We start from the raw sequence: 25,532 nt of genomic DNA on the forward strand, positions 1-25,532 counted from the left end.
CTGACCCCGGGCTGGTCGCCTTTGGTGTATCTTGTTTAAGCGGCGCGCTGGCTGTTACCGCGGCAGCTTGCCGGTGTCGCGCCGTTCGGCGGCTTGGCGGGACCAGTCGTCGGCCACGATGAAGCCACGCCGCCACTCCACCTCCCAGCCGTTTTCCTCTCGCACCGCCGCCACCATGACGGCGCCCGGCGTGGCGGCGAATTGCGCCGCCAGCAGTTGCCGCAGCGCGTCCCGGCCCAGCACGGCGACGCCGGCCGCCACTTTCAACGGCGCCAGCCATTGCAGCCGCGGCATCACGACAAAGCGCTCGCCGGCCAGCCCGTCGATGCCCGACAGCGTGCTCCAGAAACCATGGTTGTGCGCCGCCGAGATGCCGGCCATCGGCCGCACCGTCCCGCCCGCATAGAACAACCAACCCTTGACCAGCGCCTGGGCGCTGTCGGGCGCGCCCGGCAGCAGGCTTTGGGCCGCCGGATGCTGCGCCAGCGAAAGCTGCTTGTCGATGATCTTGCGCATTTTGAGGCCCAGGCTGTCGGCCAGGTTGGGGCCGATCAGGCGGTGGAAGCGGCCGTCATCCGGTTCGCCGTCGAGCAGGTAGAACTTGGTGGCGAACTCCCAGTGCGCCAACGCGCCGTCCAGGCGCAGCAGGAAGTCGAACTCGCCCACCGTGTCGTTTTTGTTGGCGCGCACCTGCAGGCCGTGGGCCACCAGCACGCCGCGCTGCGCGAAGTAAAAGGCCAGCAGTTTTTCGGCGTACAGGCCGAGGCGGGAGTAGTAGCGGGCGCCGAGCGCGGCGTCGAGCGGCGCCGGGTCGCGCTGCAGCGCCGCCAGCCAGGCGGCGTCGGCGGCGCTGGTGGCGCCCAGGGTGGCGATGCGCCCGCCCCAGTGGGCGCTGGCCGGGTCGAGCAGGTCGGGCGCGTCCAGCAGCCAGGCCAGCGCGCGCACGTGCGGCCGCGTCAGATGGCCCCAGCGGCGCTCGAAGCGCGCCTGGAAGGCGTCGCCCGCCGCCTCAGTCGGCGGCGGCATGCGTGCGCTTGGCCAGGCACAAGTCGCCCCATGCCTTGGCTTTGGTATCGCTCTGGCGCAGCATGTCCTCGGGGTGGTAGGTGGCGACGACCGGGATACCGCCGAGCCGGCGCACGGTACCGCGCGCGGCGGCCGGGCTGCGTATCAGGCCGCCGGCCGCGGCCTGGCCGATGGTCAGGATGATGCGCCCGCCGGTCAACGCCAGTTCGCGCTCGAGGAAGGGCCGGCAGGCGGCGTTTTCCTCGGCCGTCGGCGCGCGCTCGGCGCCGTCGGCGGCGCCCGGACGGCACTTGACCAGGTTGGTGACGTAGACGTTGCTGTCGGCCTGCAAGCCGATCGCCAGCAGCATGTTGTCGAGCAGTTTGCCGGCGGCGCCGCTGAGCGCTTGCGCGTCGCGCTCGTCGGCGCGGTTCGGGCCGCTGCCGACGACCAGCCAGTCGGCGTTGCGGTCGCCGCGGCCGAACACCACGCCCTTGCGGCTGCTGCCTAGCTGGCAGCGCGTGCATTTGGCGATGGCCGTCTTCAATTCGTTCCAGTCCATCGCGGCGATGGCCTGGTCCGACACCGGAACCGGCGGCGGCGGTGCCGGCGCGTCGTCGAACCATGCGGTCGAGCCGTCCGGCGGCGCGGCGGCGACGGGCCGGGCCGGCGTTGCCGCCGGCACCGCGGCTGCGGCCGCCGCCACGGCGGCGACGGCCGGTGCCGCCACGTCCACGGCGTCGGACTCGGACTCGGCTGGCGCCGCCAACTCGGCGTCGGGCAAGCCCGCCACCGGCTGGCGCAGGCGCCACAAGGCGCCCACGCCCATCTCTTCGAGGAAAACCGCGCTGCGGCCCGTGCTCTGGTTCATATGTCGAGCCGCATCACAATGGCGTCCTCGCGTTGCTGGTTGGCGCCAGGGTAGTAAGCCTTGCGCCGTCCGATTTGGGAAAAGCCGTAGCGCCGGTAAATCTCCAGCGCGCGGGAGTTGGATGGCCGCACTTCCAGCAGCACCGATTCCATGCCCAGGCCGCGCGCGCAGGCGACCGCCTGGTTCAGCAGGAAACGGCCGAGTCCCTGGCCCTGAATCTCGGCGCTGACGGCGACGTTGAGCAGGTGCGCCTCGTCGACGATGGCCATCAGCAGGAAGTAGCCCAGCAGGTAGCCGTGCTGGTCGCGCAGCACCCAGGCCTGGTAGCCGCTGGCGAGCGAGTCGACGAAGTTGCCACGGCTCCAGGGGTGCGGGTAGACGCATTCCTCCAACCCCAGCACCTCGTCGATGTCGCGCTCGCTCATCGGCTCGTAGTTGAGCCGGGCCAGGTCCCACTGCGGCGTCATAAGGCGGCCTCCGCGGCGGCCTTCGCGTTTTTGATGTCGAGCCGCTCGGCGCTGGTGAAGGCGATTTTATTGCGCAGGTACAGCGGCTGCGCCTCGGCGGGCGCGACGAAGGCGCCGGCGGCGAAGGCGACGCGCGCCAACTGGCCGATCTGCACCGCGTGCGGCATGATGTCGCGGTGCGCGGCGGCGGCGAAGGCGCGGCCCTGGAACGCCGGCGCGTACGCGGCCAAGCCGTTGCCACAGGCGCTGACGGCTTCGCCTTGCGGCTGCACCTCGGCCGGCGCCGACAGGGTCGGCGCGACCACCGCCCGCAAGCCGTCGGCGCCGGCGTAGGCGTACTCGGCCCAGTAGACCTCGCCCATGCGGGCGTCGAGCACGGTAAGGATGGCGTCGGCCTGGTGTTGCTGGTGGCAAGCCAGCGCCATGGCGTCGAGCGTGACCACCGGCACCACCGGCAAGCCGGCACCGAACGCCAGGCCCTGGGCGATGCCGCAGGCGGTGCGCACGCCGGTGAAGGAACCGGGGCCGGAGCCGTAGGCGATCGCGTCGCAGTCGCGCAGCGCGATGCCGGCTTCTTCGAGCAGGCTTTGCACCATGGGCAGGATCGATTGGGAATGGGTACGCACGCCGGAGGAATCGCGGCTGCTGACGACGTCGCCGCGCAGCAATGCGCAAGAGGCGAGTTCGGACGAGGTTTCAATGGCAAGAATGGTAGACATGCGGTATTTTAACCCGCCGCATCCCCTGCCGGGGCTTTCCGCCAACGGTGGCGGGACGCGATCCCGGCCGCCGCCACGACGGTCGCGGCGGCGGCCCCGGCTGGCCTGACCGCGCCTACTCCTCGTGCGTGTTGCGCGACGACGAGGCGTGCTCGCTTTTCGGATCGTTGCGGCCGGGGCGGTCGTCGGCCAGCTTGCCGGCGCCGCTGCGCGTGGGCATGCCGGAGCCTTTGACGTTGGCGCCGACGACCTCGGTGCTGCGGGCGGTGTCGGCGCGCGTCTTGGCCGAGTCGGCGCGGGTGATGACGTCGTTGGCCGGGTGGCCGCTGTTGACGTTGCCGCTGCCGAGCTTGCCCCCGCCCTGGTTGGCGTAGGGATCGCCGCGCTCGCGTTCGGCGTCGGTTTTGTCCATCGCGCTGTTGCGGCCTTGCTGCGTGGTGGGTTGCGGTGCGGTCATTGGATGCCTCCAGATTGAGTGTGCGGTTGACACCGCATGCTAGTCAAGCGGGAGCCGATTCGGCATAGGACGGCAAGCCGTCGCGCTGTAGGAGTCCCCCCCCCCCCGGCTTTGCGCCGTCGGTGTTGCGCTTAGTGCAGCGGCGCGCCGGCGCGGTCGTGCGCGCGGCCGGCCGCCGGCGGGCGCGGCGCGGGCTCGGCCGCGCCGGCCAGTTGCCCGACCTGCGCCGCGATGTCGTCCTGCACCAGATGCTGCATCATGTGGCCGACGGCCGGGAACAGTAGCAGTTCGCTGTGCGGCAGCTCCGCGTGCAGGCGCGCCGACTGGCCTTGCGCGCTGACGACGCGGTCGTTGGCCCCGGCCATGATCGTCACCGGCATGCGCAGCTCGCCATAGCGTTTGCGCAAGGCCGCGGCGGCCGGGATCATCAACGCCGCCTCCTCGGCGCTGGCGCGCATCGACAGCGGGCGCAAGGACATCCAGGGCGGCAGGCGGAAGCTGCCGGCGATTTTGCGCGGGCTGAACGCGAAGCGCATCGAAACCGGCCACAGCAGCCGGCCCAGCAACGGCGACAGCGTAAAGCGCATCAGGTCGCCCAGCAGCGGAATCGCCGGGATGGCGGCGTACGGCACGTCGAGCCGCAAGCTGGGGTAGTAGTAGCCCGACAGCAGCACCAGGCCGCGTACGCTGGCGGGAAATTCCAGCGCCATCGCCAGCGCCACCATCGTACCCCAGGAGTGCCCTAGCACAATGGCCGGTTCCGCGCCCAGTTGCAACAGGGCGCCGCGCAGCAGCCGCGCCTGCGCCCGCGGGGTCCACAGCCGGCCGCGCGGGCGTTCGCTGTAGCCGTAGCCGGGCCGGTCGATCGCCACCACGCGGAAATTCCGCGCCAGTTGTCCGACCAGGCCGCACAAGCTGAAATCCTCGGCCATCGTCGCGTTGCCGTGTAACAGCAGCAAGGTCGGCCCCTGCCCCTGCTCGACGTAGTGCAGGCGGACGCCGTCGACGAGCAGGAATTTCCCGCCGGCCGGATGGCGCCGTTCAACCTGGCGAGTCTTTCCGCGCACCACCATATAGGCCAGCCCCATCACCGCCAGCGCGATCCAGCCGGCGCCCGACGGCGCCCCGCCACTCAGTATGAATTTATCCATCTCGTCTCCTTTTCATCGCCACTTCCATCGGACAGCCAGACGGCCGCGCAAGTTCCGCCGGGCGCAACGGCGACTTGATCCGGCGCCGGCAATAGCGGCGCCGCCGCCGCCGCGGCCGCACGTACCGCGGCAAGGTAAAATACGCGCATCCGGCGCCAGTGGCGCCATTTGGCATAGATACCATGCACAGTCTGACCCTGAATAATGAAAACCGCGACGACGTGCTGGCAACGCTGGCCGGCGAGCGCTGGATTGTCGCCTGCCTGTGCGCCGCCTGGTGCGGCACCTGCGCCGGCTACCGCAAGGTGTTCGAGGAGCTGGCGGCGCGCCACCCCGACAAGTTTTTCCTGTGGATAGACATCGAAGACCAGGCCGAGGTGGTCGGCGAGCTCGACATCGAAAACTTCCCGACCTTGCTGATCCAATGCGAGGAGCAGGTGGCGTTTTTCGGCACCGTCCTGCCCGACCCGGGCCTGGCGCACCGCCTGGTACAGGCGCAGGCTGCGCACAGCGCCGACGAGCTGGCCGCGTTGTCCGGCGCCAGCGCCGAGCGCCGGCAGTGGCAGCGCGAATGCAATCTGCGCGCGCTGCTACGGGCCGCCCAAGCCTGAGGGCCGGATGTCGGCGCGGTTGCCGGCACGCGGCCTCGCCTGCCGGCATCCAATTCGCCGGGGCCGATTTTGATCCATATCAAAATTTACCGACATAACGCGGGAAATTAGCCGACTTTGCCCGTTCATTAGAATATCCCTTCAATTTTCACCGATTCCCGCTTGCTAGAATGAAATACAACCTGAGCTTTAATTCATTCTGAATTGCAAGTATTCAGTAACGCATAAGCACGACATCGACATTGCGTTTTCAAGGAATTGGAAAAATATGAAGCATCCTATTCAAGCTTATCTGGTCGGCGGCGGCATCGGCTCGCTGTCCGCGGCGGCCTTCATGATCCGCGACGGCGGCGTCGCCGGCGCCAACATCACCATTTTCGAGGCGGCGCCCTCCGCCGGCGGCAGCCTGGACGGCAACGGCAACGCCGACGACGGCTACACGCTGCGCGGCGGCCGCATGCTCACCACCGACAACTACGAGTGCACCTGGGACCTGTTCAAGTCGATCCCGTCGCTGAGCCATCCCGGCCGCACCGTGTTCGACGAAACCATCGCCTTCAACGAGGAACACATCCCCCATTCGATGGCCCGGCTGGTCGACAGGAACCGCTTCAAGGTTGACGTCAGCAGCATGGGTTTCAGCATGCAGGACCGGCTTGAGCTACTCAAGCTGAGCGACGCCGACGAGGCCACGCTGGGCGCCAGTTGCATTACAGACTGGCTTTCGCCGGCCTTTTTCACCACCGAATTCTGGTACATGTGGGCCACCACGTTCGCCTTCCAGCCATGGCACAGCGCGGTTGAATTCAAGCGCTACCTGCATCGCTTCATGATGGAATTCTCGCGCATCGAAACCCTGGCCGGCGTCAAGCGCACCGTCTACAACCAATACGACTCGCTGGTGCGGCCACTGATCAGCTGGCTGCAGGCGCAGGGCGTCAAGGTCGTGATGGACTGCACCGTCACCGACTTCGACCTGAAAACCGAGGACGGCAAGGTCAGCGTCACCGGCATCCACTGCCGGCGCCACGGCGGCACCGACGTGGTCGGCGTGGCCGACGGCGACCTGGTGTTCTTCCAGAACGGTTCCATGACCGACGCCTCGACCTACGGCAGCATGCGCGACGCGCCGGCGCGCCACACCAAGCACGACAGCGGCGGCTGGACCCTGTGGGAGAAACTGGCGGCGGGCCGCCCCGAATTCGGCAACCCGGCCGCGTTCAACTCCAGCATCCCGGAATCGTACTGGGCCTCGTTTACCGTCACGCTGAAGGACACGTCCTTCTTCGACCAGATGGAGAAATTCACCGGCAACCGCGCCGGCACCGGCGGCCTGGTGACGTTCAAGGACTCGAACTGGTTCATGTCGGTGGTGTTGGCGCACCAGCCGCACTTCGCCGGCCAGCCGGACGGCGTGCAAGTGTTCTGGGGTTACGCGCTGCACCCCGACCGCGTCGGCGACTTCGTTGCCAAGCCCATGTCCGAGTGCAACGGCGAGGAGATCCTGCGCGAGCTGTGCGGCCATCTGAACTTCGACTTCGACACCACCATGACGAAGGCCAACTGCATCCCTTGCCGCATGCCCTACATTACCAGCATGTTCATGCCGCGCGCCAAAAGCGACCGCCCCTTGCCGGTGCCGGCCAATTCGACCAACCTGGCCTTCGTCAGCCAGTTCGTCGAAATCGCCGACGACGTCGTCTTCACGGTCGAGTACTCGGTGCGCGCCGCGCAAATGGCGGTGTACGAATTGCTGAAGATCGATCGCGAAGTACCGCCGATCCACCCGCACGACCACTCGCTGAAGGTGAAATTCGACGCCGTCATCAAGGCGTTCAAGTAAACCGCGGCGCGCCCGCTACGGCGACCGCGTCAAGCAGTCGCCGGGCGCCGGCGTTTCCCGCGCCTGCGCCCCGAGCCAGGCGCAAAACCGGTCCAGCCGGCGGTTCGGCTGCGCCCGGCGTTTCGCCACGTAACGGTAGCCGCTGGCTTGAAAGCCGAGCGGCGCCACCAGGCGGCCGGCGCGGATATCGTCGATCACCAGGTGCCACGGCGCCACGCAGATCCCCAGGCCGCCGATGGCCGCCTCCAACGTGAAGTAATAGTGTTCGAATTCCGGGCCGGCCTGGACGGGCACCGCGCAGCCCAGCGATTCACCCCACATTTGCCAGGCGTTCAGGCGCGTGCGGGTGTGCAGCAGCGGCTGGCCGAGGATGTCGGCCGGCGCCAGCAAGGCGATCCGGGCCGCCAGCGACGGCGCCAGCACCGGCCCGAGGCGTTCGTCGAACAGCGCCAGCACGCCGTCGCCGTCGCCGTTGGCGGCGTCGGCGGCGGTGATGACGAGGTCGTAGCGCTCGCGGTCGACGTCGCCGGCCCGCTCGGCCGCGCTCAGGCGGATCTCGATGTCGGGGTGCAGCGCGTTGAAACGGTACAGGCGCGGTATCAACCATTTCACGGTGAAGGTGCTGAAACACGACACGTCCAGCGTGCCGGCCGCGTCGTCGCTGACGGCGCGCACCGCCGCCTCGATCCGGTCCAGCGCCGCCGTCAGTTCGGGCAGGAGGGTCTTGGCGGCGGCCGTCAGCAGCGGCTGGTTCTTCGAGCCTTCGAACAGGCTCACGCCCAGCACCTGCTCAAGCTGGCGCACCTGGCGGCTGATGGCGCCGGGCGTGACGGCGAGTTCCTCGGCGGCGGCCGTCATGCGCCCCAGCCGGGCCGCGGCCTCGAAGGCGCGCAGGGAGTTCAACGGTGGCAGGCGGCGTTTCATTGTGAGTTTTCGGCACTTATGTGGTGAGTAAATATCGCTTTTCGGCGGGCTTTCCGGTTTGCCACAATACATCTCCGGCGTGGCCGCGGCCATGTTACCGGATTTCATTTAATTGTGAGGAAAACGCCCATGCCGTTCATTCGTACCAACGTACACCAAGACACCAGCCAGGAACAGCGCCAAGCCATCGTCGACGGCATCCACCGGGCCCTGGTCGAGAGCATCGGCATGCCGGAGGACGAGCTGTTCAATATGCTGTCCGAGTACCAGTCGCACCAGTTCTGGTGCAGCCGCACCTTCAACGGCATCGCCCGCTCGGAGCGCGTGGTGGTGGTCGAGATCACGCTGCGCCGCGGCCGCAGCGACGCCATGAAGCGCGAGCTGTACGCCGCCATCGCCCGCAACCTGAAGAGCGGCGCCAAGGTCTCGCCCAAGGACGTGCTGATTTTCATGCACGAGAACGATTACTCGGACTGGTCGGTCGGCGAAGGCCGTTTTGCGATGGGCCTGGTGCAGCAGATGGGGACGGACTGAAGCGGAACCCGGCGCCGCTCCTGTTGGCGTGTAGCGCAAGCGTGCGGCGGACTATTCCCGCCGCTATTTGCCCTTGTAGATGCCCGCTTCCAGGATCACGTCGCCGCTTTTGAGGAAGTACGTGGATTTCTTTTCCACTTCGCCGGAGGTCGGATTGTTGTAGCGGTAATCCACCCAGCCGCTGCCCTTGGCCTGGGCCTGGTCGATGATTTCTTTGCGGAACAGCTTGCCGTCGGCGTCGGGCAGCACCACCAGGTTTTTGCCCACCAGCTTGGGATTGACCGGGTGGGCCAGTTGCGTGCCGTCCAGCGCGCGCACCGTCAGGTACACGCGTTCGCTGACGAACTCCGGGCTTTTCGCGTTCACCGCCGTGATCAGCGCCTCCTTGCCGTTTTTTTTCATATAGCCGGCGCCCTTCTCGACCATGGCGATGGCGGCGGCGGTGTCGTCGCCGGCAAAAGCGGGGGAAGAGGCCAGCGCGCTAGCGGCCAGCAGCCCTGCGATCAATTTGTTCATTGCATCGTCTCCTTGGAGGGTACAAGCGGCGCTGAGAGGTCAACAGCACACGGCAAAACCGGCGGGATCAGGCGGACTGCGGGCGTTTCTTCGCGGCCGCGTGGCCGAGCGCCGCGCGCGCAGGCGCCGGCGGCGCCGGCGGCCGCGGCGGCGTGCGCGCCGGCCGGGCGGACGCCGGCGCGGGTTCGCCCAGCCGGAAGATGCTCATCGCCTGCACCAGCAGCTGCGCCTGCTCGTTGAGGCTCTCGGACGCCGCCGCCTGCTCGACCAGGGCCGAATTCTGCTGCGTCATATGGTCCATCTGGATCACCGCCTCGTTGACCTGCTCGATGCCCAGCGACTGCTCCTGCGACGCGCTGAGGATGTCGGCCATGATGGTGGTCACGCCGCTGATGCTGGCGACGATCTCGCCCATCGATTTGCCGGCCTGGTCGGCCAGCTTGTTGCCGAGGTCGACCTTTTCGACGCTGTCGTTGATCAATTGCTTGATTTCCTTGGCGGCGACGGCCGAGCGCTGCGCCAGGTTGCGCACCTCGGAGGCGACCACGGCAAAGCCGCGGCCCTGCTCGCCGGCCCGCGCCGCCTCGACAGCGGCGTTCAGGGCCAGGATATTGGTCTGGAAGGCGATGGCGTCGATGACGCCGATGATGTCGACGATTTTGCGCGAGCTGCCGTTGATGTCGGCCATCGTCTGCACCACCTGCGCCACCACTTCGCCGCCCTTGACGGCCACGCCCGAAGCGGTCATGACCTGCAAGTTGACCTGCTTGGCGCTGTCGGCGTTCTGCTTGACGGTCGAGGTCAGCTGCTCCATCGACGAGGCGGTTTCCTCCAGGCTGGAGGCCTGCGACTCGGTGCGCGCCGACAAGTCGGCGTTGCCGGAGGCGATGTCCTGGGAGGCGCCGCTGATGTTGTCGATATTCTTGCGCACGTCGCCGACCAGCTTCTGCAAGCTCTCGTTCATGTCCTGCAAGGCCCGCAGCAACTGGCCGGTCTCGTTGCTGCCGACCACATCGAAGCGCGACGTCAGGTCGCCTTTCGCCACCAGTTGCGCGACCGCGATCGCCTTCGACAGCGGCGCGCTGACCGACACCGAGACCAGATACTGGATCAGCCCGGCCAGGCCGATCAGCCCCAGCATGGCCGCCGCCATCATCCAACGGCTGCTGCGCAGATCGGCGATCTTCGCCTCCAGCAAGTCTTTCAACTCCTTGCTCGCCATCTCGTTGGCGCTGAACTGCGCGTTGATGGCGTCGGTCGTCGCCTTCACATAGTCCGAACCGGAAAAATCGAGCGTGTCCGGCGTGACGATTTTTTCTTTCGCCAACTGCATCGCGCCGTGGGCCTGGTTGACCAGGTCCTGCATGGCGGGGGCGAGCCGGTGGCCCAGCGCCGGATTGGCCGCCGCCGCCTTATTGAACGACACGAGGGTCTGGCTCAGGCGGTCCTGTACGCGGGCGATAATGCCAGAAAGAACGAACTTGTCGGCCGGCGTCGCGGACTTCTTTGCCAGCAGGCCGGCGCCCTTCGCGCGCATCTTGCCGAGTTCCTCGGTCAGATACGGCAACTGGTAATACATCGACTGGATCAATTGGTAGCTGTCCAGGTCGGGGTCCAGGCTCAAGGCATAGTAATCGGCGATCAGGTCGTTTACCATCAATAACTTCGGCACCAGCGCGGTGTGCGCGGCGTAGCTGGCCGGCACCGTGATGCTGCGCTTGCTGACGTTGTCGCGCAGGGTTTCCCAATCCCTGGCGGCGGGCTCCCAGGCGGCGTTGATGGCCTTGTCGTTCAAGTTCTTGACGATGTGCGCCACCTCGCCGTAGGACAGGTCGGCCGCCTGCTGTTTGGCGTCGCGCTGTTCCTTGGCGCTGTCGACGCCGCCGAGCACCAGCGCCGACAGGCCGCGGTGCTGTTGCGTCTGCTGTATCACTTTCAGGACGGCGGCAACCGGCGCCAGGCCGTCCCTCTCCATCAAGGCGGCGTCCAGCGTTTTGGCCGCCTCGCGCGTGTACATATAGGTGGGGATGGCGGTCAGCACCAAGGCGATCAAGCTGACGATGACGAACTTTTGCCATAGCAGCAGGCGATCGAGCACGGAAGAGTTTGACATTTCTGGATACTCCTTCTGAAAGCCTGCCGCGGGCGGCGGCACACGACGTTTCTTGCTCGCGGGCATTGAGCTACGTCAGGCTTTCACTATATTACTATGCTGAAAAACTTGAAAGCGCTAATTCACCGCGTTGAGATTTATGCGACAGATCAGGCCCGGCGGCCGGCCGGAATGCGGAAGGGAAATGCGGGCGGCGGGTAGCGCCGCCGTCCGGTTACGCCGCTACCCGCGTGCTACCAGCCTATATCCTGCAGCAAGGGCAGCGTCAGGTCGCGCGGCGGCTCGACCTGGTGCGTCAGGTCGTCGTTGATAAACGGCTCCATCAACTGGTTCGGCTTGGCCGCCGTGGTGTAGTGCGACACCGACGACCCCGGCTGGAACAGCGGCGGGGTGTACATCAGGATGCGGTTGCGCAGATCGGTGCCGGCCAACCTGGACGGGTCGACGTCGAGGCTGGCGAGCACGCCCGACGCGCTGCGCGAGCGGCGATGCAGCGCGGCGCGGATGGCGTTGCCGTCGGCCTGGCTCACCATCACGGCGGGAATCGTCACGCCGTCGTCGTCACCACCCAGCCCGGCCGCATCGCCCGGCGCGTTGTTGACCACGATCATGGCGACGGCGCCGGCCTCCTGCAGGTTTCTCGCCTTGTCGACGAAGGCGCAACCGCCGCGGTCGACCAGCGCCACGCTCTGCCTGAGCGCCGCCCCGTTGGCCGGACTAAGCGGCGCGCAGGCCAGGCCGCGGCCGTCGCGCTGGTCGAGCACCGGCATCACCTGGCCGGTGACGGGGGTGGCGCCCAGCGGCGCACCGAACGAGGCGTCGCCGACCTCGTACTGCCCGGCCGCCGCGCCGGCCGCCACGCCGCCAATGGTCAGGCGCGATTTCGGCCCGAGCACCGAGGGCGCCGCCGATGTGACACGCGGGCCGCTCCACGACAGGCCGCGCCCGCTGACGGAGGACGCGGCGCGCTGCGGCGCCGTCATGTTCACCCACACCTGGTTGAGCCGGTTGTCCAGCAGGTAGTGGTCCCACACCGACGGCAGGCCGGCGAGGAACTGCCCGCTCCGCTCGTCGGTGAAGGTCTGGAAGCCGAGGCCGTGCCCCATTTCGTGCAGCAACACGGTGACGAAATCGATCGCGTCGGCGTGCTGGTTGTCCAGTCCCAGGTAGAACGGCAGGCCCGGCAGGCAATCCGGCGCCAGCCCCAGGCGCGAATTGAAATACGCCACGATGTGCGGATCGGCCGCGGCCGACAGGTCGACGCCGGCCAGCTTGTTCGCCAGCGCCGCCGGATACCAGGTGTTGCTCTTCGGCGCGGCCGGGAAGTCGGCGTAGACGTCCCACGCGCCGGCGCTGCCGATCACGCCGCTCGAGGCGTTGCACGGCAGCGGCTGGAACGAGCCCATGACGCGGATCGGCACGGCGCTGTCGAGCTTGGCGCCCCAGATGTCGAGGGCGTGGCGGAAGGCGATCAGGCGCTGCGCGCCCAGGGTGGTGCCGGCGTTGCCGCCGACCGGATCGGCCGGGGTCGGGTCGTTGAAGCCCTCCCCCGCCAGGTTGGCGTTGACGATGGTAATGACGACGTCGGCCCGGGCGCCGCCCAGTGCCAGGCAACACAGCGACAGCGCCGCGATGGCGTGTTGCAATACGGCGCGTTTAGTCGGCTTCATGGCGGTGCTCCTCGGCGTGGGTGGTGGTGTGGTCCGGCGCGGCGCCGGCCTCGGGCGCGGCCGCGCATTGCTGGTGGCTGGCGTCGGCGGCGTCGCGGCCGCTGGTGGTATAGACGGTGGCGCGGTCGCCCAGGTGGACGCGGCGGGTGCCGTCGGCGCGTAACTCGATCTGCGCCGGCGCGTCCGTCCGGCTGCGCGTCGCCGCACCCGACGGCGTGCTCTCCTGCAAGACCTTGAACTCGGCGGCGGTGGGTGCGCGCAAGCGGCCGCTGGCGGCGTCGCGCACCACCACCATGCTCTGTGGCTCGCCGGCGCCGGCCGCCGGCGCTATACCCAAGGCGGCCAGCGCGGCCAGCGCCAGGGCGGCCGCGGCGGCGCGGCGGCCTTGGCGGCGCCACAGCAACAGCGCCAGACCGGCGCCGAACAAGGCGTAGGCGCCCGGTTCCGGCACGCTGGTGATGACCACGCTGTCGATGCCGATGTAGTCGGCGGCGGCGGCCGGGCCGGTGTAGCGGAAGGCGAACCGGCCGCCGCCGACGACGTTGACGCCGACGACGACGCGCTGCCAGCTGTCCGGATAGCCGCCCGCCCCCACGCTGACGAGGGTTTGCGCGAAGGTGGCCGGGTCCGCCATGTCGCCCTGGCCGAAGCGCACCTCGAGCATGTCGTGAAAGCCGGGCGTTGCCGCGCCGCGCGTGTAGAACAAGAGTTGCGTCGGCCCCGCCAGCGCCAGCAGCGGCGTGATCAGCCAGTTGTCGACGCCGCCGCTGTCGCCTTGCGCGCTCTCGAAATTGGCGCCGATATAGGAATCGGCAGGGCCGGACTGGGCGGCGAACACGCCCGGATTGCCCTGGAACCAGGACCTGCCGGGGGGCTCGCTGCGGTTCACCAGCAGCCAGCCGTCGAGCGCGTCGACGTCGTCGAAACCTTGCGCCAGCACGACCGCCGCCGAGGCGGCGTGGGCGCAAGTCGCGCAGACCAGCGCAACAAGTGGATAGAGAATACGGGACGTTTTCATGGGTCCGCCTTGAAATGGTTGTGGGGAATCAGCGGGCATAGCGCACACTGCCATTCCAGAATATGGCGTCGGCGGGTTTCAATATTGATATATGGTTAATAATTATCTTTAAGCTAATTTAGGATTCCGCAAAGAATTCATTTTTTGGCCGCGGCGGCGGCGCTTTGCTTGCTGCCACCCCGGGCGCCGCGCGGTGGTAGTATGGTTTCACTATGCAGCCCCTGACTTTAAACCTCGCCCCGGGACCGGGCATGCGCGCACTGGCCGCCACATCCGGCGTGCTGGCCGCGCCAGCGCCCGAAGGAGGCGCCCCATGAGTGCCGCCATGACGCCGCAGATGGCGGCAGCTTGCGCCGGCGAATTGGTCGACTTGTTCGCCCGCTATCCAAAGGTGCTGGTGCTCACCGGCGCCGGTCTCAGCACGGCTTCCGGCATTCCCGATTACCGCGACCGCAGCGGCGCGCGGCGCGGCAACGCGCCGGTGCAGGGGCCGGAATTCCGCCGCGACGAGGCGGTGCGGCGGCGCTATTGGGCGCGTAGCATGGCGGGCTGGCCGACGCTGGCGGCGGCCGCGCCGAACGCCGGCCATCGCGCCATCGCCGCGCTGCAGGCGGACGGCCGCCTGGCAGGCCTGGTGACGCAAAACGTCGACGGTTTGCACCAGCGCGCCGGCAGCGCCGACCTCGTCGAACTGCACGGCAGTATCCACGCCGTGCTCTGCCTCGATTGCGGCGCGCGCTTCACGCGCCGCCTGGTGCAGGCGCAGCTGGAGAACGACAATCCGTCCATGGCCGGCGCGGTGGCGCTGCCGGCGCCCGACGGCGACGCCCATCTGGAGCCGGCCTGCCTGGCCGATTTCCGGGCGCCGCGGTGCGCCCGTTGCGGCGGCACGCTGAAGCCGGACGTGGTGTTTTTCGGCGACGGCGTGGCGCCGGCGTGCAGCGCCGCCGCCGAGCAGGCGCTGGCGCGCGCCGACGCGCTGCTGGTGGTCGGTTCGTCGGTGATGGTGTTTTCGAGCTTTCGCCTGTGCAGGATGGCGGCCGCCGCCGGGAGGCCCGTCGCCGCCATCAATCTGGGCATGACGCGCGCCGACCATTTGCTGTCTTTCAAGACCGAGGCGCCGGCCGAGCAGGTGCTGCCCGCGCTGGTCCAGCGCCTCGCCCCGGCCTAGGCCGGCCTATCTGGCCGGCGGCAAGGCGCCGCGCTCAGCGTCGCGTCGAGCCGGGCGCGGGTCTTAAGCGCAATTCAGCGCCGGCCACCGCAGCGCCACTCTGGCTATACTGTCGGATTCGATAGGAGAAAGCATGCTCGAATTGCTCAGTGAACACGCCTGTTTTGGCGGCGTGCAGCGTTTTTACCGCCACGATTCCAGCGCGGTCGGCTTGCCGATGCGCTTTTCGGTCTACCTGCCGGGCGCGCCCGCCGGCGCCAGCTTGCCGGCGCTGTTCTACCTGGCCGGTCTGACCTGTACGGAAGAAACCTTTATGGCCAAGGGCGGCGCGCAACGGGCCGCCGCCAGCGAGGGCATGATCTTGATCACGCCCGACACCAGCCCGCGCGGCGCGGCCGTGCCCGGCGAGGCCGACAGCTGGGACTTCGGCGTCGGCGCCGGCTTCTACGTCGACGCCACCGAGGCGCCGTGGGACCGGCACTACAAGATGTACAGCTACATCCTCGAATTGCGCGAACTGGTGCTGCGCGAACTGCCGGTCGATCCCGGCAAGGTCGGCATTTTCGGCCACTCGATGGGCGGTCACGGCGCGCTAACGCTGGCGCTGCGCAATCCGACGCTGTTCCGCTCGGTGTCGGCGTTCGCCCCGATTGCCGCGCCGACCTTGTGCCCGTGGGGCAAGAAGGCCTTTAACGGCTACCTCGGCGCCGACGAGGCCAACTGGGCGCAATACGACGCCAGCGCGCTGATGGCGGGCTTGCGCGCGCCCTTCCCCGGCGGCATCTTGATCGACCAGGGGCTGGGCGACAAATTCCTGGCCGAGCAGTTGTACCCGGACGTCTTCGAAGCGGCCTGCCGCGCCGCCGGCCAGCCGCTGCAACTGCGCCGCCACGCCGGCTACGACCACGGCTACTACTTCATCTCGACCTTTGTCGACGAGCACCTGCGCTTCCACGCCAAGTCCTTGAACGGCGCCAACTAAACGCCGAGTTGGCGTGCCGCCAACGCCGACATCAAGCCCGCGCGTGCGCCGCTGGTTTTGCTTGACGTTCGCGGCACCGTCGCTTTGCGCCAGCATGCCCTGCACTCTTGCTGTTACCGCCACGGCACGGCCGCGCCTTGCCCTGGAGATACGCCCAATGTTAAAATGAGAATGATTATCATTTGATTCGTATTGAGCGCATCGACAGCAACCGAAAGAGCCACCCATGAAACAGCTTCCCCGCAACACCTTGACCGCCACCGCCTGCGCCATGCTGGCCGCGATGAACGCGTCCGCCCAGGGCGCCGCGCCGACGCCCGACGCGGCGATGGAAACGGTCCAGATCAACGGCAACTGGCTGGGTTCCGGCCTGCAAAACAAGGTCAAGAATTTCGCCGGCGCGCGCACCCTGGTCGAGCGCGAAGCGATTTCCGACTCCGGCGCCAGCAATATCGGCGACGTCATGCGGCGCGTGCCGGGCGTGCAGGTAACCGATAACTCGTCCAGTGGCGGCAGCTCGATTTCCCTGAATATCGGCGTGCGCGGCCTGGAGGGGCGCTATTCGCCGCGCTCGACCGTACTGCTCGACGGCTTGCCGATGGCCGTGGCGCCGTACGGCCAGCCGCACCTGTCGTTCGCGCCGGTCAGCCTGAACAACGTCGAGTCGGTCGACGTCGTGCGCGGCGGCGCGGCGGTGCGCTACGGCCCGCAAAACGTCGGCGGCGTCATCGATTTCAAGACCCGCGCCATCCCCGACCAGGCCCTGGCGGCCGACGCCAGCGTACGCTACAATAGCTACGCCGAAGGCGGCGGCAGCCGCCAGTACAGCGCCTTCGTCGGCGGACGCAACGAGGCCGGCCTCGGCCTGGCCCTGCTGTATTCGGCCACCCGGGGCAGCGCCTGGCGCCCGCACAGCGACGAGCAGGTCGACGACCTGGCGCTGAAATGGCGCTACGAACTGAGCCCCAGCGCCGAGGTCTACGGCAAGTTGAGCCACTACGAGGCGGCATCGGCCATCCCCGGCGGCCTGACGACGGCGCAATACGCCGCCGATCCGTTCCAGTCGGTGCGCAGCCACGACGCCTGGAGCGGGCGCCGCAACGGCGTCGACGTCGGCTACGTCAACGCCCTGTCGGCCACGCAGGAGTTCGAGGTGCGCGCCTTCTACCACCAGAGCTTGCGCGCCAGCGTGCTGGCCGACAAGGCCGACGCCGACGCCAAGAGCGTCGCCACCCAGCCGCGCAACTACGACGTTAACGGCATCGAGCCGCGCTATACGCACAGCCTGCAACTGGGCGGCATGCGCCACGACGTCACGCTGGGCTACCGCTACCTGCGCGAGCGCGCCGACGAAAGCAGTAGCACGCGCGTGCTGAAAACCAATATCGAGACCGTGACGCGGCGCTCCGACAACAGCACCGACGCGCACGCCGCCTATGTCGACGACCAGATTCACCTGGGCAAATGGCGCGTCACGCCGGGCCTGCGCGTCGAGGACATCAAGATGGGCCGGGTCGATCTGCTGACCGGCGCCAGCGAGGAAGTCGGCGCCAGCAAGGCCCTGCCGGTGTTGAACGTGGCCTATCTGCTCAGCAAGCAGGTGACGCTGTTCGGCAATTACAACACCTCGTTCGGCAGCATCCAGCATGCGCACTTGAACCTGAGCCCGTCGGGGAAATCGCTGCGCCCGGAGCTGGCCAAGACCGTCGAACTGGGCGCGCGCCTGAACCGCAAGGACTGGAAGGCCGAGGCAACCGTGTTCGACATGCGCTTTGACAACCAGTTTCAGTACCAGGCCACCGAGAAGTATTACCTGAACCTGGGCAAGACCCACCACCGCGGCCTGGAGACCAGCGTCGACTACACCTTCGGCCGGGCCGGCGCGCTGGCCGGCTTGAACGCCTACGCCACCTACGCCTACACCAAGGCCACCATCGAGGCCGGCGCCAACGCCGGCAACGACCTGCCCTACTATTCGCGCACCACCGACACGCTGGGCCTGCGCTACGCGCTGGGCGGCTGGACCGTCAAGCTGTCGACGACGCACCAGTCGCGGCAGTTCGGCGACGAGCTGAACACCGTGGCCGCCAGCGCCGACGGCTCGACCGGTGTCATTCCCGGCTACCGGCTGTGGCAGACCCAGATCAGCCGCAAGTTCGCCGGCACGCCGGCGCTGGAATGGCAACTGGGCGTGAACAATGTGAACGACAAGCGTTACTTCACCCGCACCACCGATACCAACAAGGGCCAGATGGTGGGCGCGCCGCGCATGGTGTACGTGCAGTTGCTGAGCAAGTTTTAAGGGGGGGGGCGGCTGCCAAGCGCCGGCGGGCCGCCCGGCGCAATCAAACCACCGCCGCCCCCCCCGGGGGTCGGACCCGGCTCTTTGTCGCTGGTTTTGCACGCGTCGCCGGCGCGCCTAGGCCTTGCCGGCGAATTGCCGCGTGAACCAGCTTGTGGCCAGCGCGGCGACCTCGCGCAGCGCGCCCGGCTCCTCGAACAGGTGGGTGGCGCCGTTGATCACTTCGAGTTGTTTGTCGCAGTGCAGCGCGCCGAAGGCCATGCGGTTCAGGCTGATGACGTCGTTGTCGAGGCCGCCGACGATGAGCAGCGTCGGCGCCTTCACCGCCTCCAGCGCCGGCCGCCCGGCCAAATCGGGACGGCCGCCGCGCGACACCACGGCGGCGATGTCGGCGCCGCGCCAGGCCGCCAGTTGCAGCGCCGCCGCCGCGCCGGTGCTGGCGCCGAACAGGCCCAGCTGCAAACCGCGCGCGTCGTCGTGCCCGCCCAGCCAGTCGGCCGCCTTGCCCAGCCGTTGCGTCAGCAGCGTGACGTCGAAGCGGGTGTAGAAGTCCTTTTCCTCTTGCGGATTGAGCAGGTCGAGCAGCAGCGTCGCCATGCCCGCCCGCTGCAGCGCGCAGGCGACCTCGTTGTTGCGCGGACTCAGGCGGCCGCTGCCGGTGCCGTGCGCGAACAACACCACGCCCATCGCCTTGACCGGCAGTCCCAGCACGCCCGCCAAGCGCACCCCGTCCACCTCGATACTGACCAATTGCTCTTCCATCGCCGCCCCCGTCAGTTCCCAGGGCCGCGCTTGCGCCGCCCCGGCGCCGCGGAGTCGGCCGGCGCGTCGCGCCAGCAATCCCGCAGCATGGTTTCCACCTCCGCGTCGCTGATTTGCTCGAAGTTGCCATACCATGCACCGACGGCCCCGAATGGCTGCGGCACGCTCAGGCAGATGCATTCATCAACCAGCGCCCCCAATTGCTCCCGCGCCTCCCGCGCGCACACCGGCACCGCAACGACCAGCCGTGCCGGATGCGCCTGGCGTACCAATTGTACCGCAGCGCGCATGGTCGCGCCCGTCGCCACGCCGTCGTCGACGACGATGACGATACGCCCGGCCAAGGCCGGCGCCGGCCGGCCGCGCCGGTAGCGCAGCTCGCGCCGGACGATCTCGCGCAGCGCGTGCCGCGTGGCCGCCTCGATCAGCGCGTCCGGCACGGGGAAGGCGCGCAGCACGTCGTCCTGCAGCACGCGCAGGCCGCCGCTGGCGACCGCCCCCATCGCCAGTTCCTCGCGCAAGGGCAAGCCGAGCTTGCGCACCACCAGGATGTCGACTTCGACGCCCAGCGCGGCGGCCACCGCCGCGCCCACCGGCACGCCGCCGCGCGGCAGCGCCAGCACGATGGCGTCGGCCCGCCCCGCGTAGCGCGCCAGCCGCTTCGCCAGCAAGGCGCCGGCCTGCTCGCGGTCCTTGAAGCGCTTCAGTCTTGCCCTGGCCATGCCGCCGCCTCCCCCCTCGTCGCTTGCCGTCGCCATCACGGGTTTGACCGCCCGGCGGCGCGCGGGTTGCGCCGGCGGGCGCGCCGCCACTGCGCCAGCGCAAACGCCGCGCCGCACTGGCGCGGCGGGCACGCCGCACCGTATAATTTGTTTCCCTAAAGTTAAGAGGCAGCCGCTTCGATCCGCCACCCATGCATACCGTCACAATCATCCTGATCCTGGTGCTGACCGTCGTGCTGTGCGGCTTCACGGCGCGCCTGCGCTGGGTCAGCGTGCCGCTGCCGCTGATCCAGATCGCCGCCGGCACCGGCCTGGCCGCGCTGTTCGGCATGCAGTTACCGCTCGACCCGCAGATCTTTTTCCTGCTCTTCATTCCACCGCTGCTGTTCCTGGACGGCTGGCGCATCCCCAAGGGCGCCTTCTTCAGCGACGCCGGGCCGATCCTGTTGCTGGCCATCGGCCTGGTGCTATTTACCGTGCTCGGCATGGGCGTGCTGATCGACTGGCTGATACCGGCGGTGCCGTTGGCGGTCGGCTTCGCGCTCGGCGCGATCCTGTCGCCGACCGACCCGGTGGCGGTCTCGGCCATCGCCCGCGGCAACCCGGTGCCGCCGCGCCTGATGCACATCCTCGAGGGCGAATCGCTGCTCAACGACGCCTCCGGCCTGGTCTGCTTCAGCTTCGCCGTCGGCGCCGCGCTGACCGGCACCTTCTCGGTGCAGACGGCGGCGCTCAGCTTCGTCCAGGCCGCCGGCGGCGGCGTCCTGGTCGGCCTGGCGATCGCCTGGGGCGTCGGCTTTGTCAACCGCTGGCTGGTCAGCAAGGTCGGCGAGGAGCCGGGCCTGCAAATCCTCATCAGCCTGCTGATCCCCTTCGCCGCCTACCTGGGCGCCGAGGCCATCCACGGCTCCGGCATCCTGGCCGCCGCCGCGGCCGGCGTGTCGATGCATTACGCCGACTTGATCGGCCGGCCGCTGGCGGCCACGCGCATGCAGCGCGGCGCCGTCTGGGACACCGTGCAACTGGTGCTCAACGGCGTGATCTTCGTCATGCTCGGCGCGCAATTGCCGGCCACCATCGCCAGCCTGCCGGCGGCGGCCGCCGACGTCGGCGTCGGCAGCGCCTGGAAGCTGCCGCTGTACGTCGTCGTGCTGACCGTCGCGCTGACCTTCCTGCGCTTCTTCTGGGTCGGCGTGTCGATGAAACTCACGCTATTCCGCACCCACGGCGGCGCCGCCGGCGCGCGCCGCCGGCCCAGCCTGCGCCTGCTGATGGTGGCCTCGCTGGCCGGCGTGCGCGGCGCGCTGACGCTGGCCGGCATCCTGACGCTGCCGCTGCTGATGCCCGACGGCAGCCGCTTCCCGGCGCGCGACCTGGTGATCTTCCTGGCGATGGGGGTGATCCTGCTGTCGCTGCTGCTGGCCAGCGTCGCCCTGCCGCTGCTGACGCGCGCCCTGGTGTTCGCGCCGCCGCCGCGCCGCGCCAGCGAGGAGCGCATCGCCCGCGTCGCCGCCGGCGAGGCGGCCATCCGCGCGCTCGAGCGAGCCTGCGCCGGCCAGGCCGCCGCCGACCCGGACAAGGCCGTGCACGCCGAGGCGGCCACGCTGTTGATCGAAGCCTACCGCCGCCGCGTGGCCTGCGGCGAGGGCAACGGCGACGCCGCCGCGCAAATGCGCCGGCTGGCCAAGGCCGAGCGCAGCCTGCACCGGCAGGCGCTGGGCGCCGAGCGCGACGAGCTGTACCGCCGGCGCCTGTCGGGCGAACTCGACGACGACATCCACCTGCGCCTGCTGCGCGAAATCGACCTGCTCGAGGCGACGCTGGAACATTAAGCGGGCGCCGCCGCGCACGGCGCCCCGGCCTCCAGTATGATACCGTTACCAACGACACCCAACAGACCATGACAAAGACTTCGAACGGCAAGAGCCGCGCCAGCGGCCGCGTAACCCTGGCCGAGGTGGCGGCGCACGCCGGCGTGGCGACGATGACGGCCTCGCGCGCCATCAGCCAGCCCGACATGGTCTCGGCGGCGCTGCGCGCGCGCGTCGAACAGGCGGTGGCCGAACTCGCTTACGTGCCGAACCGGGCCGCGCGCGCGCTCGCCTCGGCGCACTCGAACGTCATCGTGGTGCTGGTGCCGTCGCTGTCGAACGCCGTCTTCACGGCGGTGCTGGCCGGCATCCAGGACGCGCTCGACGCCGACAACTACCAGATCCTGATCGGCAACACGCGCTACTCCGACGCCGAGGAGGAAAAGCTGCTCGGCATCTACCTGCAATCGAACCCGGACGGCATCCTGCTGTCGGGCCTGAGCCACAGCGCGCGGGTGCGGCAGATGCTGGCCACGTCGCAGGTACCGGTGGTCTCGATGATGGACCTGGCCAGCGAGCCGGCGCAACTGTCGGTCGGCTTCTCGCAGCAGCAGGCCGGCCACACGATGACGCAGTATCTGATCGACAAGGGCCACCGCCGCATCGCCTTCCTCGGCGCCCAGCGCGACGAACGCACGCTCAAGCGCGCCGAGGGCTACCGCGCGGCGATGGCGGCGGCCGGCCTGGCCGACCCGCGCCTGGAGCTGATGGTCGACGACCCGTCGACCATCGCGCTGGGCGCCGACCTGCTGGGGCGCATGCTCGCCAGCGTGCCCGATTGCGACGCGATCTTTTGCTGCAACGACGACCTGGCGCACGGCGCGATCTACCAATGCCAGCGGCGCGGCATCGCGGTGCCGCGGCAACTGGCGATCTGCGGCTTCAACGACCTGCCGGCGTCGGCCTGGATGAACCCGTCGGTGACGACCATCGGCACGCCGCGCTACCGCATCGGCTTCGAGGCGGCGACGCTGCTGCGCGCCGTCATCAAAGGCGACACGCCGGCGGCCACCCGCATCGACCTCGGCTTCACGCTGATGGCGCGCGAGAGCGCCTGAACGATCCCCTTGCGCGCGAAATACCAGGCCCTTGGCGTAATGAAAAAGTAATGCAAATTAACAAGTCAATTTACTTTTGCTACACATTTCCGTACAGTCGAGCCTGCCCGCGACGCGCGCCGGCGACGGCATCCGACGACGTCACCCGATCTACCGATTTTTGAGGCCGCCGTGCATTCTTCGCCGCGTTTTGACATGCCCACACCGGCCCCCGCCGAGCGCAGGCGCCGCCTGGCCCGCTACCTGCTGCCGGCCCTGTGCGCGCTGGGCCTGGCCGGCGCCGCCGCCCGTGCCGAGAACGCCGCGGCCGAGCCGAAACGCGCCGCCGAGGTGGCGCAGGTGGTATGGGGCATCATCAGCTACGTGCGCTGGCCGGCGCCGCACGCCGAGTTGCACATCTGCCTGGCCGGCGACACCAAATACGCCGACGCCCTGCTCGACGCCCCGGCCGCCGGCGCGCAGCCGCGCAGCCGCAACCTGCGCCTGGCCGCCGGCGCCGCCGCCCCCACGCCGGAGCAATGCCAGGTGCTCTACATCGGCAGCGTCGCCGACGCCGAGCGCGACAAACTCTACGCCCAGATCATCGGCCGCCCCATCCTCGCCATCAGCGAGCCCATCGTTCCGTGCTCCGTAGCCACTATGTTTTGCCTGAAATTGCGCGACGCCCAAGTCACCTTCGACGTCAACCTCGACGCCATCGCCCGCAGCGGCTTGCGGGTGCACCCGAACGCCCTGCGCATCGCCAGACGTTCGCCGCAACCATGACGCGCCCGCGCCAAGGGCCGCACCGCGCCACGCTCGACAGCGTGTTGCGCCGGGCCCACCTGAGCGTGTCGCTGATCGCCGTCGTCACGGCCGGGCTGACGCTGACCGCCGCCAGCCTGGTGGCCATGCGCGTGTATTCCGGCCAGAACCTGCGCCTGGTGGCGCGCTCGATGAGCTACACGGTCGAGGCGGCGGTGGTCTTCAACGACCCGCTCGCCGCGCAGGAGGCGCTGGCGCTGATCGGCGTCAACGAGGACATCGACCAGGCCCAGGTCAGCGACGCCGGCGGCAAGCTGCTGGCGCAATGGCAGCGCCCGCGCGGCGGCGCCCGCTACCGGCTGGAACACGCCGTCACCGGCTGGATCATGCCGGCCGCGCTGACCTTCCCGATCCAGCACGCCGACGCCACCATCGGCAGCATCCGGCTGGTGCCGCACAGCCGCGGCCTGCTGCAATTTCTCGCCAGCGGGCTGGCCTGCGTGCTCGGCTGCCTGGCGCTGAGCATTGTTGTGGCGGTGCGCCTGTCGCGGCGCATGGAGGCCAACCTGACCGGGCCGCTGCGCACACTGGCCGACACCGCCCACCGGGTGCGGCGCGAGCGCGCGTTCGGCTTGCGCGTGCCGCCGGCCGAGATCGCCGAAATCAACCAGATCAACGACGACTTCAACGCCCTGCTCGACGAACTGGAAGCCTGGCAAAGCCACCAGCAACGGGAACACGCGACGCTGTCGCACCGCGCCAACCACGACAGCCTGACCGGCCTGTCGAACCGCGCGCAGCTGGAGGCCGAGCTGCAGCGCGGCGTCGCCGAGGCGCGCCTGACGGGCGGCCGGGTCGCCGTGCTGTTCCTCGACAGCGACCGCTTCAAGCACATCAACGACAACCACGGCCACGCCGCCGGCGACGCCGTGCTGGTGGCGACGGCGGCGCGCATCAAGCGCCAGTTGCGCGACGGCGACCTGGTGGCGCGGCTGGGCGGCGACGAGTTCGCCATCCTGCTGCGCCCGCTGCGCAGCGGCGCCGACGCCGAGCACATCGCCGACATGATCATCGACGCGATGCGCGCGCCGATCGCCTTGCCGGACGGCGCCGGCATCGTCAGCTCGCTGTCGATCGGCGTGGCAGTCTACCCCGACCACGCCGACGACGCCGCCGCCCTGCTCGGCGCGGCCGACGAGGCCATGTACCGCGCCAAACAGGCGCAACGCGGCTCGCGCCAGCTGGCGCGCCCGCTCACCCACCTCCACGAAGAAAGCACTTGATGTCCGACCGCCCGTCCCACCTCGCCGGCGCGCTGCGCCCGATCCTGCTCGCCGCGGCGCTGCTGCTGCCGCTGAGCGCCTGCCGCACGGCGGCGCCGGCGAGGCCAACCCTGAACCCGCAACAAATCGCCGCGCTGCAAGAACAAGGCTTCAAGCAAACCGACGACGGCTGGGAACTGAGCTTCACCGACAAACTGTTGTTCGACCTCGACGCCGCCGTGCTGACCCAGGCCAGCCGCGCCGGCGTGGCCAAGATCAGCGGCGCGCTGCGCCAGGTCGGCATCGAGCACATGCAGGTGGAGGGCCACACCGACATCAGCGGTAGCGCCGCCCACAACGACAAGCTGTCGCTGGCGCGCGCCAAGGCGGTGGCCGAGGCGATGGCGCTGAGCGGCCTGGCGCGCGATAACATCCTGGTGCGCGGCATGGGCAAGAACAAGCCGGTGGCCAACAACGCCAGCGCCGACGGCCGCGCCGAAAACCGCCGCGTCACCGTCATCGTCACCGCGCCGTAAAGTCAGCGGGCCGACAACGCTGAAACCAGGCAAAAACAAAGAGCCGGGGGCAGGCCTCAAGGTCTGCCCCCCCCAAGGTTGCACCCTTGGTTTGTATTATTTCAGCGCCGAAGCCGCCTAACACAAAGGCGTCACCGACTGCCGCCGCCACCCCTCCCCGTCTTTTCCGCCCCTGTACTCCCGCAACAACACCTCGCATTTTTCCGCGCTGCAGCATCAATTG

General features: G+C 68.9%; 24 protein-coding genes. 11 read left to right on the forward strand and 13 right to left on the reverse strand.

From position 1 onward, the window contains the following. Positions 1–54: 54 nt before the first annotated feature. The 6 genes from JANGC3_RS0109665 to JANGC3_RS0109690 all read right to left on the reverse strand — a co-directional run bounded on the left by JANGC3_RS0109665 (position 55) and on the right by JANGC3_RS0109690 (position 4,670). A complete protein-coding gene (locus tag JANGC3_RS0109665; protein WP_017876287.1) occupies positions 55–1,026 on the reverse strand; it encodes a DUF1853 family protein in 972 nt (323 codons plus the stop codon). Next, positions 1,010–1,876 (reverse strand): uracil-DNA glycosylase, encoded by an 867-nt coding sequence (locus tag JANGC3_RS0109670; protein WP_017876288.1) that lies wholly within the window; start codon positions 1,874–1,876, stop codon positions 1,010–1,012. Before JANGC3_RS0109670 ends, JANGC3_RS0109665 begins: the two co-directional genes overlap by 17 nt. Continuing rightward, entirely contained in the window at positions 1,873–2,343 is a 471-nt protein-coding gene (rimI, locus tag JANGC3_RS0109675) for a ribosomal protein S18-alanine N-acetyltransferase (protein ID WP_017876289.1), read from the reverse strand. Before rimI ends, JANGC3_RS0109670 begins: the two co-directional genes overlap by 4 nt. Further along, the gene (tsaB, locus tag JANGC3_RS0109680) at positions 2,340–3,062 is read right to left on the reverse strand and encodes a tRNA (adenosine(37)-N6)-threonylcarbamoyltransferase complex dimerization subunit type 1 TsaB (protein WP_026132786.1); all 723 of its coding nucleotides are present in this window, start codon (positions 3,060–3,062) and stop codon (positions 2,340–2,342) included. The genes rimI and tsaB overlap by 4 nt, the downstream gene beginning before the upstream one ends. Before the next feature lie 115 nt (positions 3,063–3,177). Further along, positions 3,178–3,519, reverse strand: coding sequence for a hypothetical protein (locus tag JANGC3_RS0109685; protein WP_017876291.1), 342 nt, complete (start codon positions 3,517–3,519; stop codon positions 3,178–3,180). A gap of 131 nt (positions 3,520–3,650) precedes the next feature. Beyond that, on the reverse strand, positions 3,651–4,670 hold the full coding sequence (locus tag JANGC3_RS0109690; RefSeq protein ID WP_017876292.1) for an alpha/beta fold hydrolase: 1,020 nt from the start codon (positions 4,668–4,670) through the stop codon (positions 3,651–3,653). Positions 4,671–4,852: 182 nt separating this feature from the next. Here JANGC3_RS0109690 and JANGC3_RS0109695 point away from each other — a divergent pair, with 182 nt between their 5' ends. Both JANGC3_RS0109695 and JANGC3_RS0109700 read left to right on the forward strand, forming a co-directional pair. Next, a complete protein-coding gene (locus tag JANGC3_RS0109695) occupies positions 4,853–5,281 on the forward strand; it encodes a thioredoxin family protein (protein WP_017876293.1) in 429 nt (142 codons plus the stop codon). Between the two features lie 268 nt (positions 5,282–5,549). After that, positions 5,550–7,124, forward strand: a complete 1,575-nt coding sequence (locus JANGC3_RS0109700) for an oleate hydratase (protein ID WP_017876294.1) — start codon at positions 5,550–5,552, stop codon at positions 7,122–7,124. A 15-nt stretch (positions 7,125–7,139) separates the two neighbouring features. Here the strand turns inward: JANGC3_RS0109700 and JANGC3_RS0109705 are convergent, their stop codons facing one another. After that, positions 7,140–8,048, reverse strand: a complete 909-nt coding sequence (locus JANGC3_RS0109705; RefSeq protein WP_017876295.1) for a LysR substrate-binding domain-containing protein — start codon at positions 8,046–8,048, stop codon at positions 7,140–7,142. A 129-nt stretch (positions 8,049–8,177) separates the two neighbouring features. On the opposite strand from JANGC3_RS0109705, the gene JANGC3_RS0109710 reads away from it, so the two are divergent. After that, positions 8,178–8,582 carry a tautomerase family protein gene (locus JANGC3_RS0109710; protein WP_017876296.1) on the forward strand — a complete coding sequence of 135 codons (405 nt, stop codon included), beginning with the start codon at positions 8,178–8,180 and terminating at the stop codon, positions 8,580–8,582. Between the two features lie 63 nt (positions 8,583–8,645). On the opposite strand, the gene JANGC3_RS0109715 is transcribed toward JANGC3_RS0109710, so the two are convergent. The 4 genes from JANGC3_RS0109715 to JANGC3_RS30750 form a co-directional block, all read right to left on the reverse strand. Next, positions 8,646–9,098: a cache domain-containing protein gene (locus JANGC3_RS0109715; protein ID WP_017876297.1), complete on the reverse strand. Its 453-nt coding sequence runs from the start codon at positions 9,096–9,098 to the stop codon at positions 8,646–8,648. Positions 9,099–9,165: 67 nt separating this feature from the next. Next, complete coding sequence (locus tag JANGC3_RS34075; protein WP_051068265.1) at positions 9,166–11,211, reverse strand: methyl-accepting chemotaxis protein; 2,046 nt, start codon at positions 11,209–11,211, stop codon at positions 9,166–9,168. Positions 11,212–11,444: 233 nt separating this feature from the next. Then, positions 11,445–12,881, reverse strand: a complete 1,437-nt coding sequence (locus JANGC3_RS0109725) for a PA domain-containing protein (protein WP_026132787.1) — start codon at positions 12,879–12,881, stop codon at positions 11,445–11,447. After that, the gene (locus JANGC3_RS30750) at positions 12,868–13,899 is read right to left on the reverse strand and encodes a choice-of-anchor J family PEP-CTERM protein (RefSeq protein WP_017876300.1); all 1,032 of its coding nucleotides are present in this window, start codon (positions 13,897–13,899) and stop codon (positions 12,868–12,870) included. The genes JANGC3_RS0109725 and JANGC3_RS30750 overlap by 14 nt, the downstream gene beginning before the upstream one ends. A gap of 313 nt (positions 13,900–14,212) precedes the next feature. Here JANGC3_RS30750 and JANGC3_RS0109735 point away from each other — a divergent pair, with 313 nt between their 5' ends. The 3 genes from JANGC3_RS0109735 (at position 14,213) to JANGC3_RS0109745 (ending at position 18,354) form a co-directional block, all read left to right on the forward strand. Then, a complete protein-coding gene (locus JANGC3_RS0109735; RefSeq protein ID WP_026132788.1) occupies positions 14,213–15,070 on the forward strand; it encodes an NAD-dependent protein deacetylase in 858 nt (285 codons plus the stop codon). Between the two features lie 133 nt (positions 15,071–15,203). Next, positions 15,204–16,052: an S-formylglutathione hydrolase gene (fghA, locus tag JANGC3_RS0109740; protein WP_017876302.1), complete on the forward strand. Its 849-nt coding sequence runs from the start codon at positions 15,204–15,206 to the stop codon at positions 16,050–16,052. Positions 16,053–16,278: 226 nt separating this feature from the next. After that, positions 16,279–18,354, forward strand: coding sequence for a TonB-dependent receptor family protein (locus tag JANGC3_RS0109745; protein ID WP_017876303.1), 2,076 nt, complete (start codon positions 16,279–16,281; stop codon positions 18,352–18,354). Between the two features lie 117 nt (positions 18,355–18,471). On the opposite strand, the gene JANGC3_RS33215 is transcribed toward JANGC3_RS0109745, so the two are convergent. Together JANGC3_RS33215 and JANGC3_RS33220 are read right to left on the reverse strand one after the other, a co-directional pair. Then, positions 18,472–19,116 (reverse strand): dienelactone hydrolase family protein, encoded by a 645-nt coding sequence (locus JANGC3_RS33215; protein WP_035788508.1) that lies wholly within the window; start codon positions 19,114–19,116, stop codon positions 18,472–18,474. An 11-nt stretch (positions 19,117–19,127) separates the two neighbouring features. Continuing rightward, positions 19,128–19,838: a phosphoribosyltransferase gene (locus JANGC3_RS33220; RefSeq protein ID WP_051068373.1), complete on the reverse strand. Its 711-nt coding sequence runs from the start codon at positions 19,836–19,838 to the stop codon at positions 19,128–19,130. Positions 19,839–20,029: 191 nt separating this feature from the next. Between JANGC3_RS33220 and JANGC3_RS0109760 the strand changes: the two genes are divergently transcribed. From JANGC3_RS0109760 to JANGC3_RS0109780, 5 genes are all read left to right on the forward strand, one after another. Then, complete coding sequence (locus JANGC3_RS0109760; RefSeq protein ID WP_017876306.1) at positions 20,030–21,670, forward strand: Na+/H+ antiporter; 1,641 nt, start codon at positions 20,030–20,032, stop codon at positions 21,668–21,670. A gap of 68 nt (positions 21,671–21,738) precedes the next feature. Continuing rightward, on the forward strand, positions 21,739–22,767 hold the full coding sequence (locus JANGC3_RS0109765; protein ID WP_017876307.1) for a LacI family DNA-binding transcriptional regulator: 1,029 nt from the start codon (positions 21,739–21,741) through the stop codon (positions 22,765–22,767). Positions 22,768–22,962: 195 nt separating this feature from the next. Next, positions 22,963–23,532, forward strand: coding sequence for a YfiR family protein (locus tag JANGC3_RS33225; RefSeq protein WP_017876308.1), 570 nt, complete (start codon positions 22,963–22,965; stop codon positions 23,530–23,532). Next, positions 23,529–24,794 carry a diguanylate cyclase domain-containing protein gene (locus tag JANGC3_RS0109775; RefSeq protein WP_017876309.1) on the forward strand — a complete coding sequence of 422 codons (1,266 nt, stop codon included), beginning with the start codon at positions 23,529–23,531 and terminating at the stop codon, positions 24,792–24,794. Before JANGC3_RS33225 ends, JANGC3_RS0109775 begins: the two co-directional genes overlap by 4 nt. Next, positions 24,794–25,309, forward strand: coding sequence for an OmpA family protein (locus tag JANGC3_RS0109780; RefSeq protein ID WP_017876310.1), 516 nt, complete (start codon positions 24,794–24,796; stop codon positions 25,307–25,309). Before JANGC3_RS0109775 ends, JANGC3_RS0109780 begins: the two co-directional genes overlap by 1 nt. The last annotated feature ends 223 nt before the right edge of the window (positions 25,310–25,532 follow it).

The sequence above is a fragment of the Janthinobacterium sp. CG3 genome (genome assembly GCF_000344615.1).
Taxonomy (GTDB): domain Bacteria; phylum Pseudomonadota; class Gammaproteobacteria; order Burkholderiales; family Burkholderiaceae_D; genus Janthinobacterium.

What these genes read in the sequence shown, in the direction of transcription:
- JANGC3_RS0109665 (WP_017876287.1), bottom strand. Translation starts at nt 1,026, where the DNA reads ATGCCGCCGCCGACTGAGGCGGCGGGCGACGCCTTCCAGGCGCGCTTC.
- JANGC3_RS0109670 (WP_017876288.1), bottom strand. Translation starts at nt 1,876, where the DNA reads ATGAACCAGAGCACGGGCCGCAGCGCGGTTTTCCTCGAAGAGATGGGC.
- rimI (WP_017876289.1), bottom strand. Translation starts at nt 2,343, where the DNA reads ATGACGCCGCAGTGGGACCTGGCCCGGCTCAACTACGAGCCGATGAGC.
- tsaB (WP_026132786.1), bottom strand. Translation starts at nt 3,062, where the DNA reads ATGTCTACCATTCTTGCCATTGAAACCTCGTCCGAACTCGCCTCTTGC.
- JANGC3_RS0109685 (WP_017876291.1), bottom strand. Translation starts at nt 3,519, where the DNA reads ATGACCGCACCGCAACCCACCACGCAGCAAGGCCGCAACAGCGCGATG.
- JANGC3_RS0109690 (WP_017876292.1), bottom strand. Translation starts at nt 4,670, where the DNA reads ATGGATAAATTCATACTGAGTGGCGGGGCGCCGTCGGGCGCCGGCTGG.
- JANGC3_RS0109695 (WP_017876293.1), top strand. Translation starts at nt 4,853, where the DNA reads ATGCACAGTCTGACCCTGAATAATGAAAACCGCGACGACGTGCTGGCA.
- JANGC3_RS0109700 (WP_017876294.1), top strand. Translation starts at nt 5,550, where the DNA reads ATGAAGCATCCTATTCAAGCTTATCTGGTCGGCGGCGGCATCGGCTCG.
- JANGC3_RS0109705 (WP_017876295.1), bottom strand. Translation starts at nt 8,048, where the DNA reads ATGAAACGCCGCCTGCCACCGTTGAACTCCCTGCGCGCCTTCGAGGCC.
- JANGC3_RS0109710 (WP_017876296.1), top strand. Translation starts at nt 8,178, where the DNA reads ATGCCGTTCATTCGTACCAACGTACACCAAGACACCAGCCAGGAACAG.
- JANGC3_RS0109715 (WP_017876297.1), bottom strand. Translation starts at nt 9,098, where the DNA reads ATGAACAAATTGATCGCAGGGCTGCTGGCCGCTAGCGCGCTGGCCTCT.
- JANGC3_RS34075 (WP_051068265.1), bottom strand. Translation starts at nt 11,211, where the DNA reads ATGTCAAACTCTTCCGTGCTCGATCGCCTGCTGCTATGGCAAAAGTTC.
- JANGC3_RS0109725 (WP_026132787.1), bottom strand. Translation starts at nt 12,881, where the DNA reads ATGAAGCCGACTAAACGCGCCGTATTGCAACACGCCATCGCGGCGCTG.
- JANGC3_RS30750 (WP_017876300.1), bottom strand. Translation starts at nt 13,899, where the DNA reads ATGAAAACGTCCCGTATTCTCTATCCACTTGTTGCGCTGGTCTGCGCG.
- JANGC3_RS0109735 (WP_026132788.1), top strand. Translation starts at nt 14,213, where the DNA reads ATGAGTGCCGCCATGACGCCGCAGATGGCGGCAGCTTGCGCCGGCGAA.
- fghA (WP_017876302.1), top strand. Translation starts at nt 15,204, where the DNA reads ATGCTCGAATTGCTCAGTGAACACGCCTGTTTTGGCGGCGTGCAGCGT.
- JANGC3_RS0109745 (WP_017876303.1), top strand. Translation starts at nt 16,279, where the DNA reads ATGAAACAGCTTCCCCGCAACACCTTGACCGCCACCGCCTGCGCCATG.
- JANGC3_RS33215 (WP_035788508.1), bottom strand. Translation starts at nt 19,116, where the DNA reads ATGGAAGAGCAATTGGTCAGTATCGAGGTGGACGGGGTGCGCTTGGCG.
- JANGC3_RS33220 (WP_051068373.1), bottom strand. Translation starts at nt 19,838, where the DNA reads ATGGCCAGGGCAAGACTGAAGCGCTTCAAGGACCGCGAGCAGGCCGGC.
- JANGC3_RS0109760 (WP_017876306.1), top strand. Translation starts at nt 20,030, where the DNA reads ATGCATACCGTCACAATCATCCTGATCCTGGTGCTGACCGTCGTGCTG.
- JANGC3_RS0109765 (WP_017876307.1), top strand. Translation starts at nt 21,739, where the DNA reads ATGACAAAGACTTCGAACGGCAAGAGCCGCGCCAGCGGCCGCGTAACC.
- JANGC3_RS33225 (WP_017876308.1), top strand. Translation starts at nt 22,963, where the DNA reads ATGCCCACACCGGCCCCCGCCGAGCGCAGGCGCCGCCTGGCCCGCTAC.
- JANGC3_RS0109775 (WP_017876309.1), top strand. Translation starts at nt 23,529, where the DNA reads ATGACGCGCCCGCGCCAAGGGCCGCACCGCGCCACGCTCGACAGCGTG.
- JANGC3_RS0109780 (WP_017876310.1), top strand. Translation starts at nt 24,794, where the DNA reads ATGTCCGACCGCCCGTCCCACCTCGCCGGCGCGCTGCGCCCGATCCTG.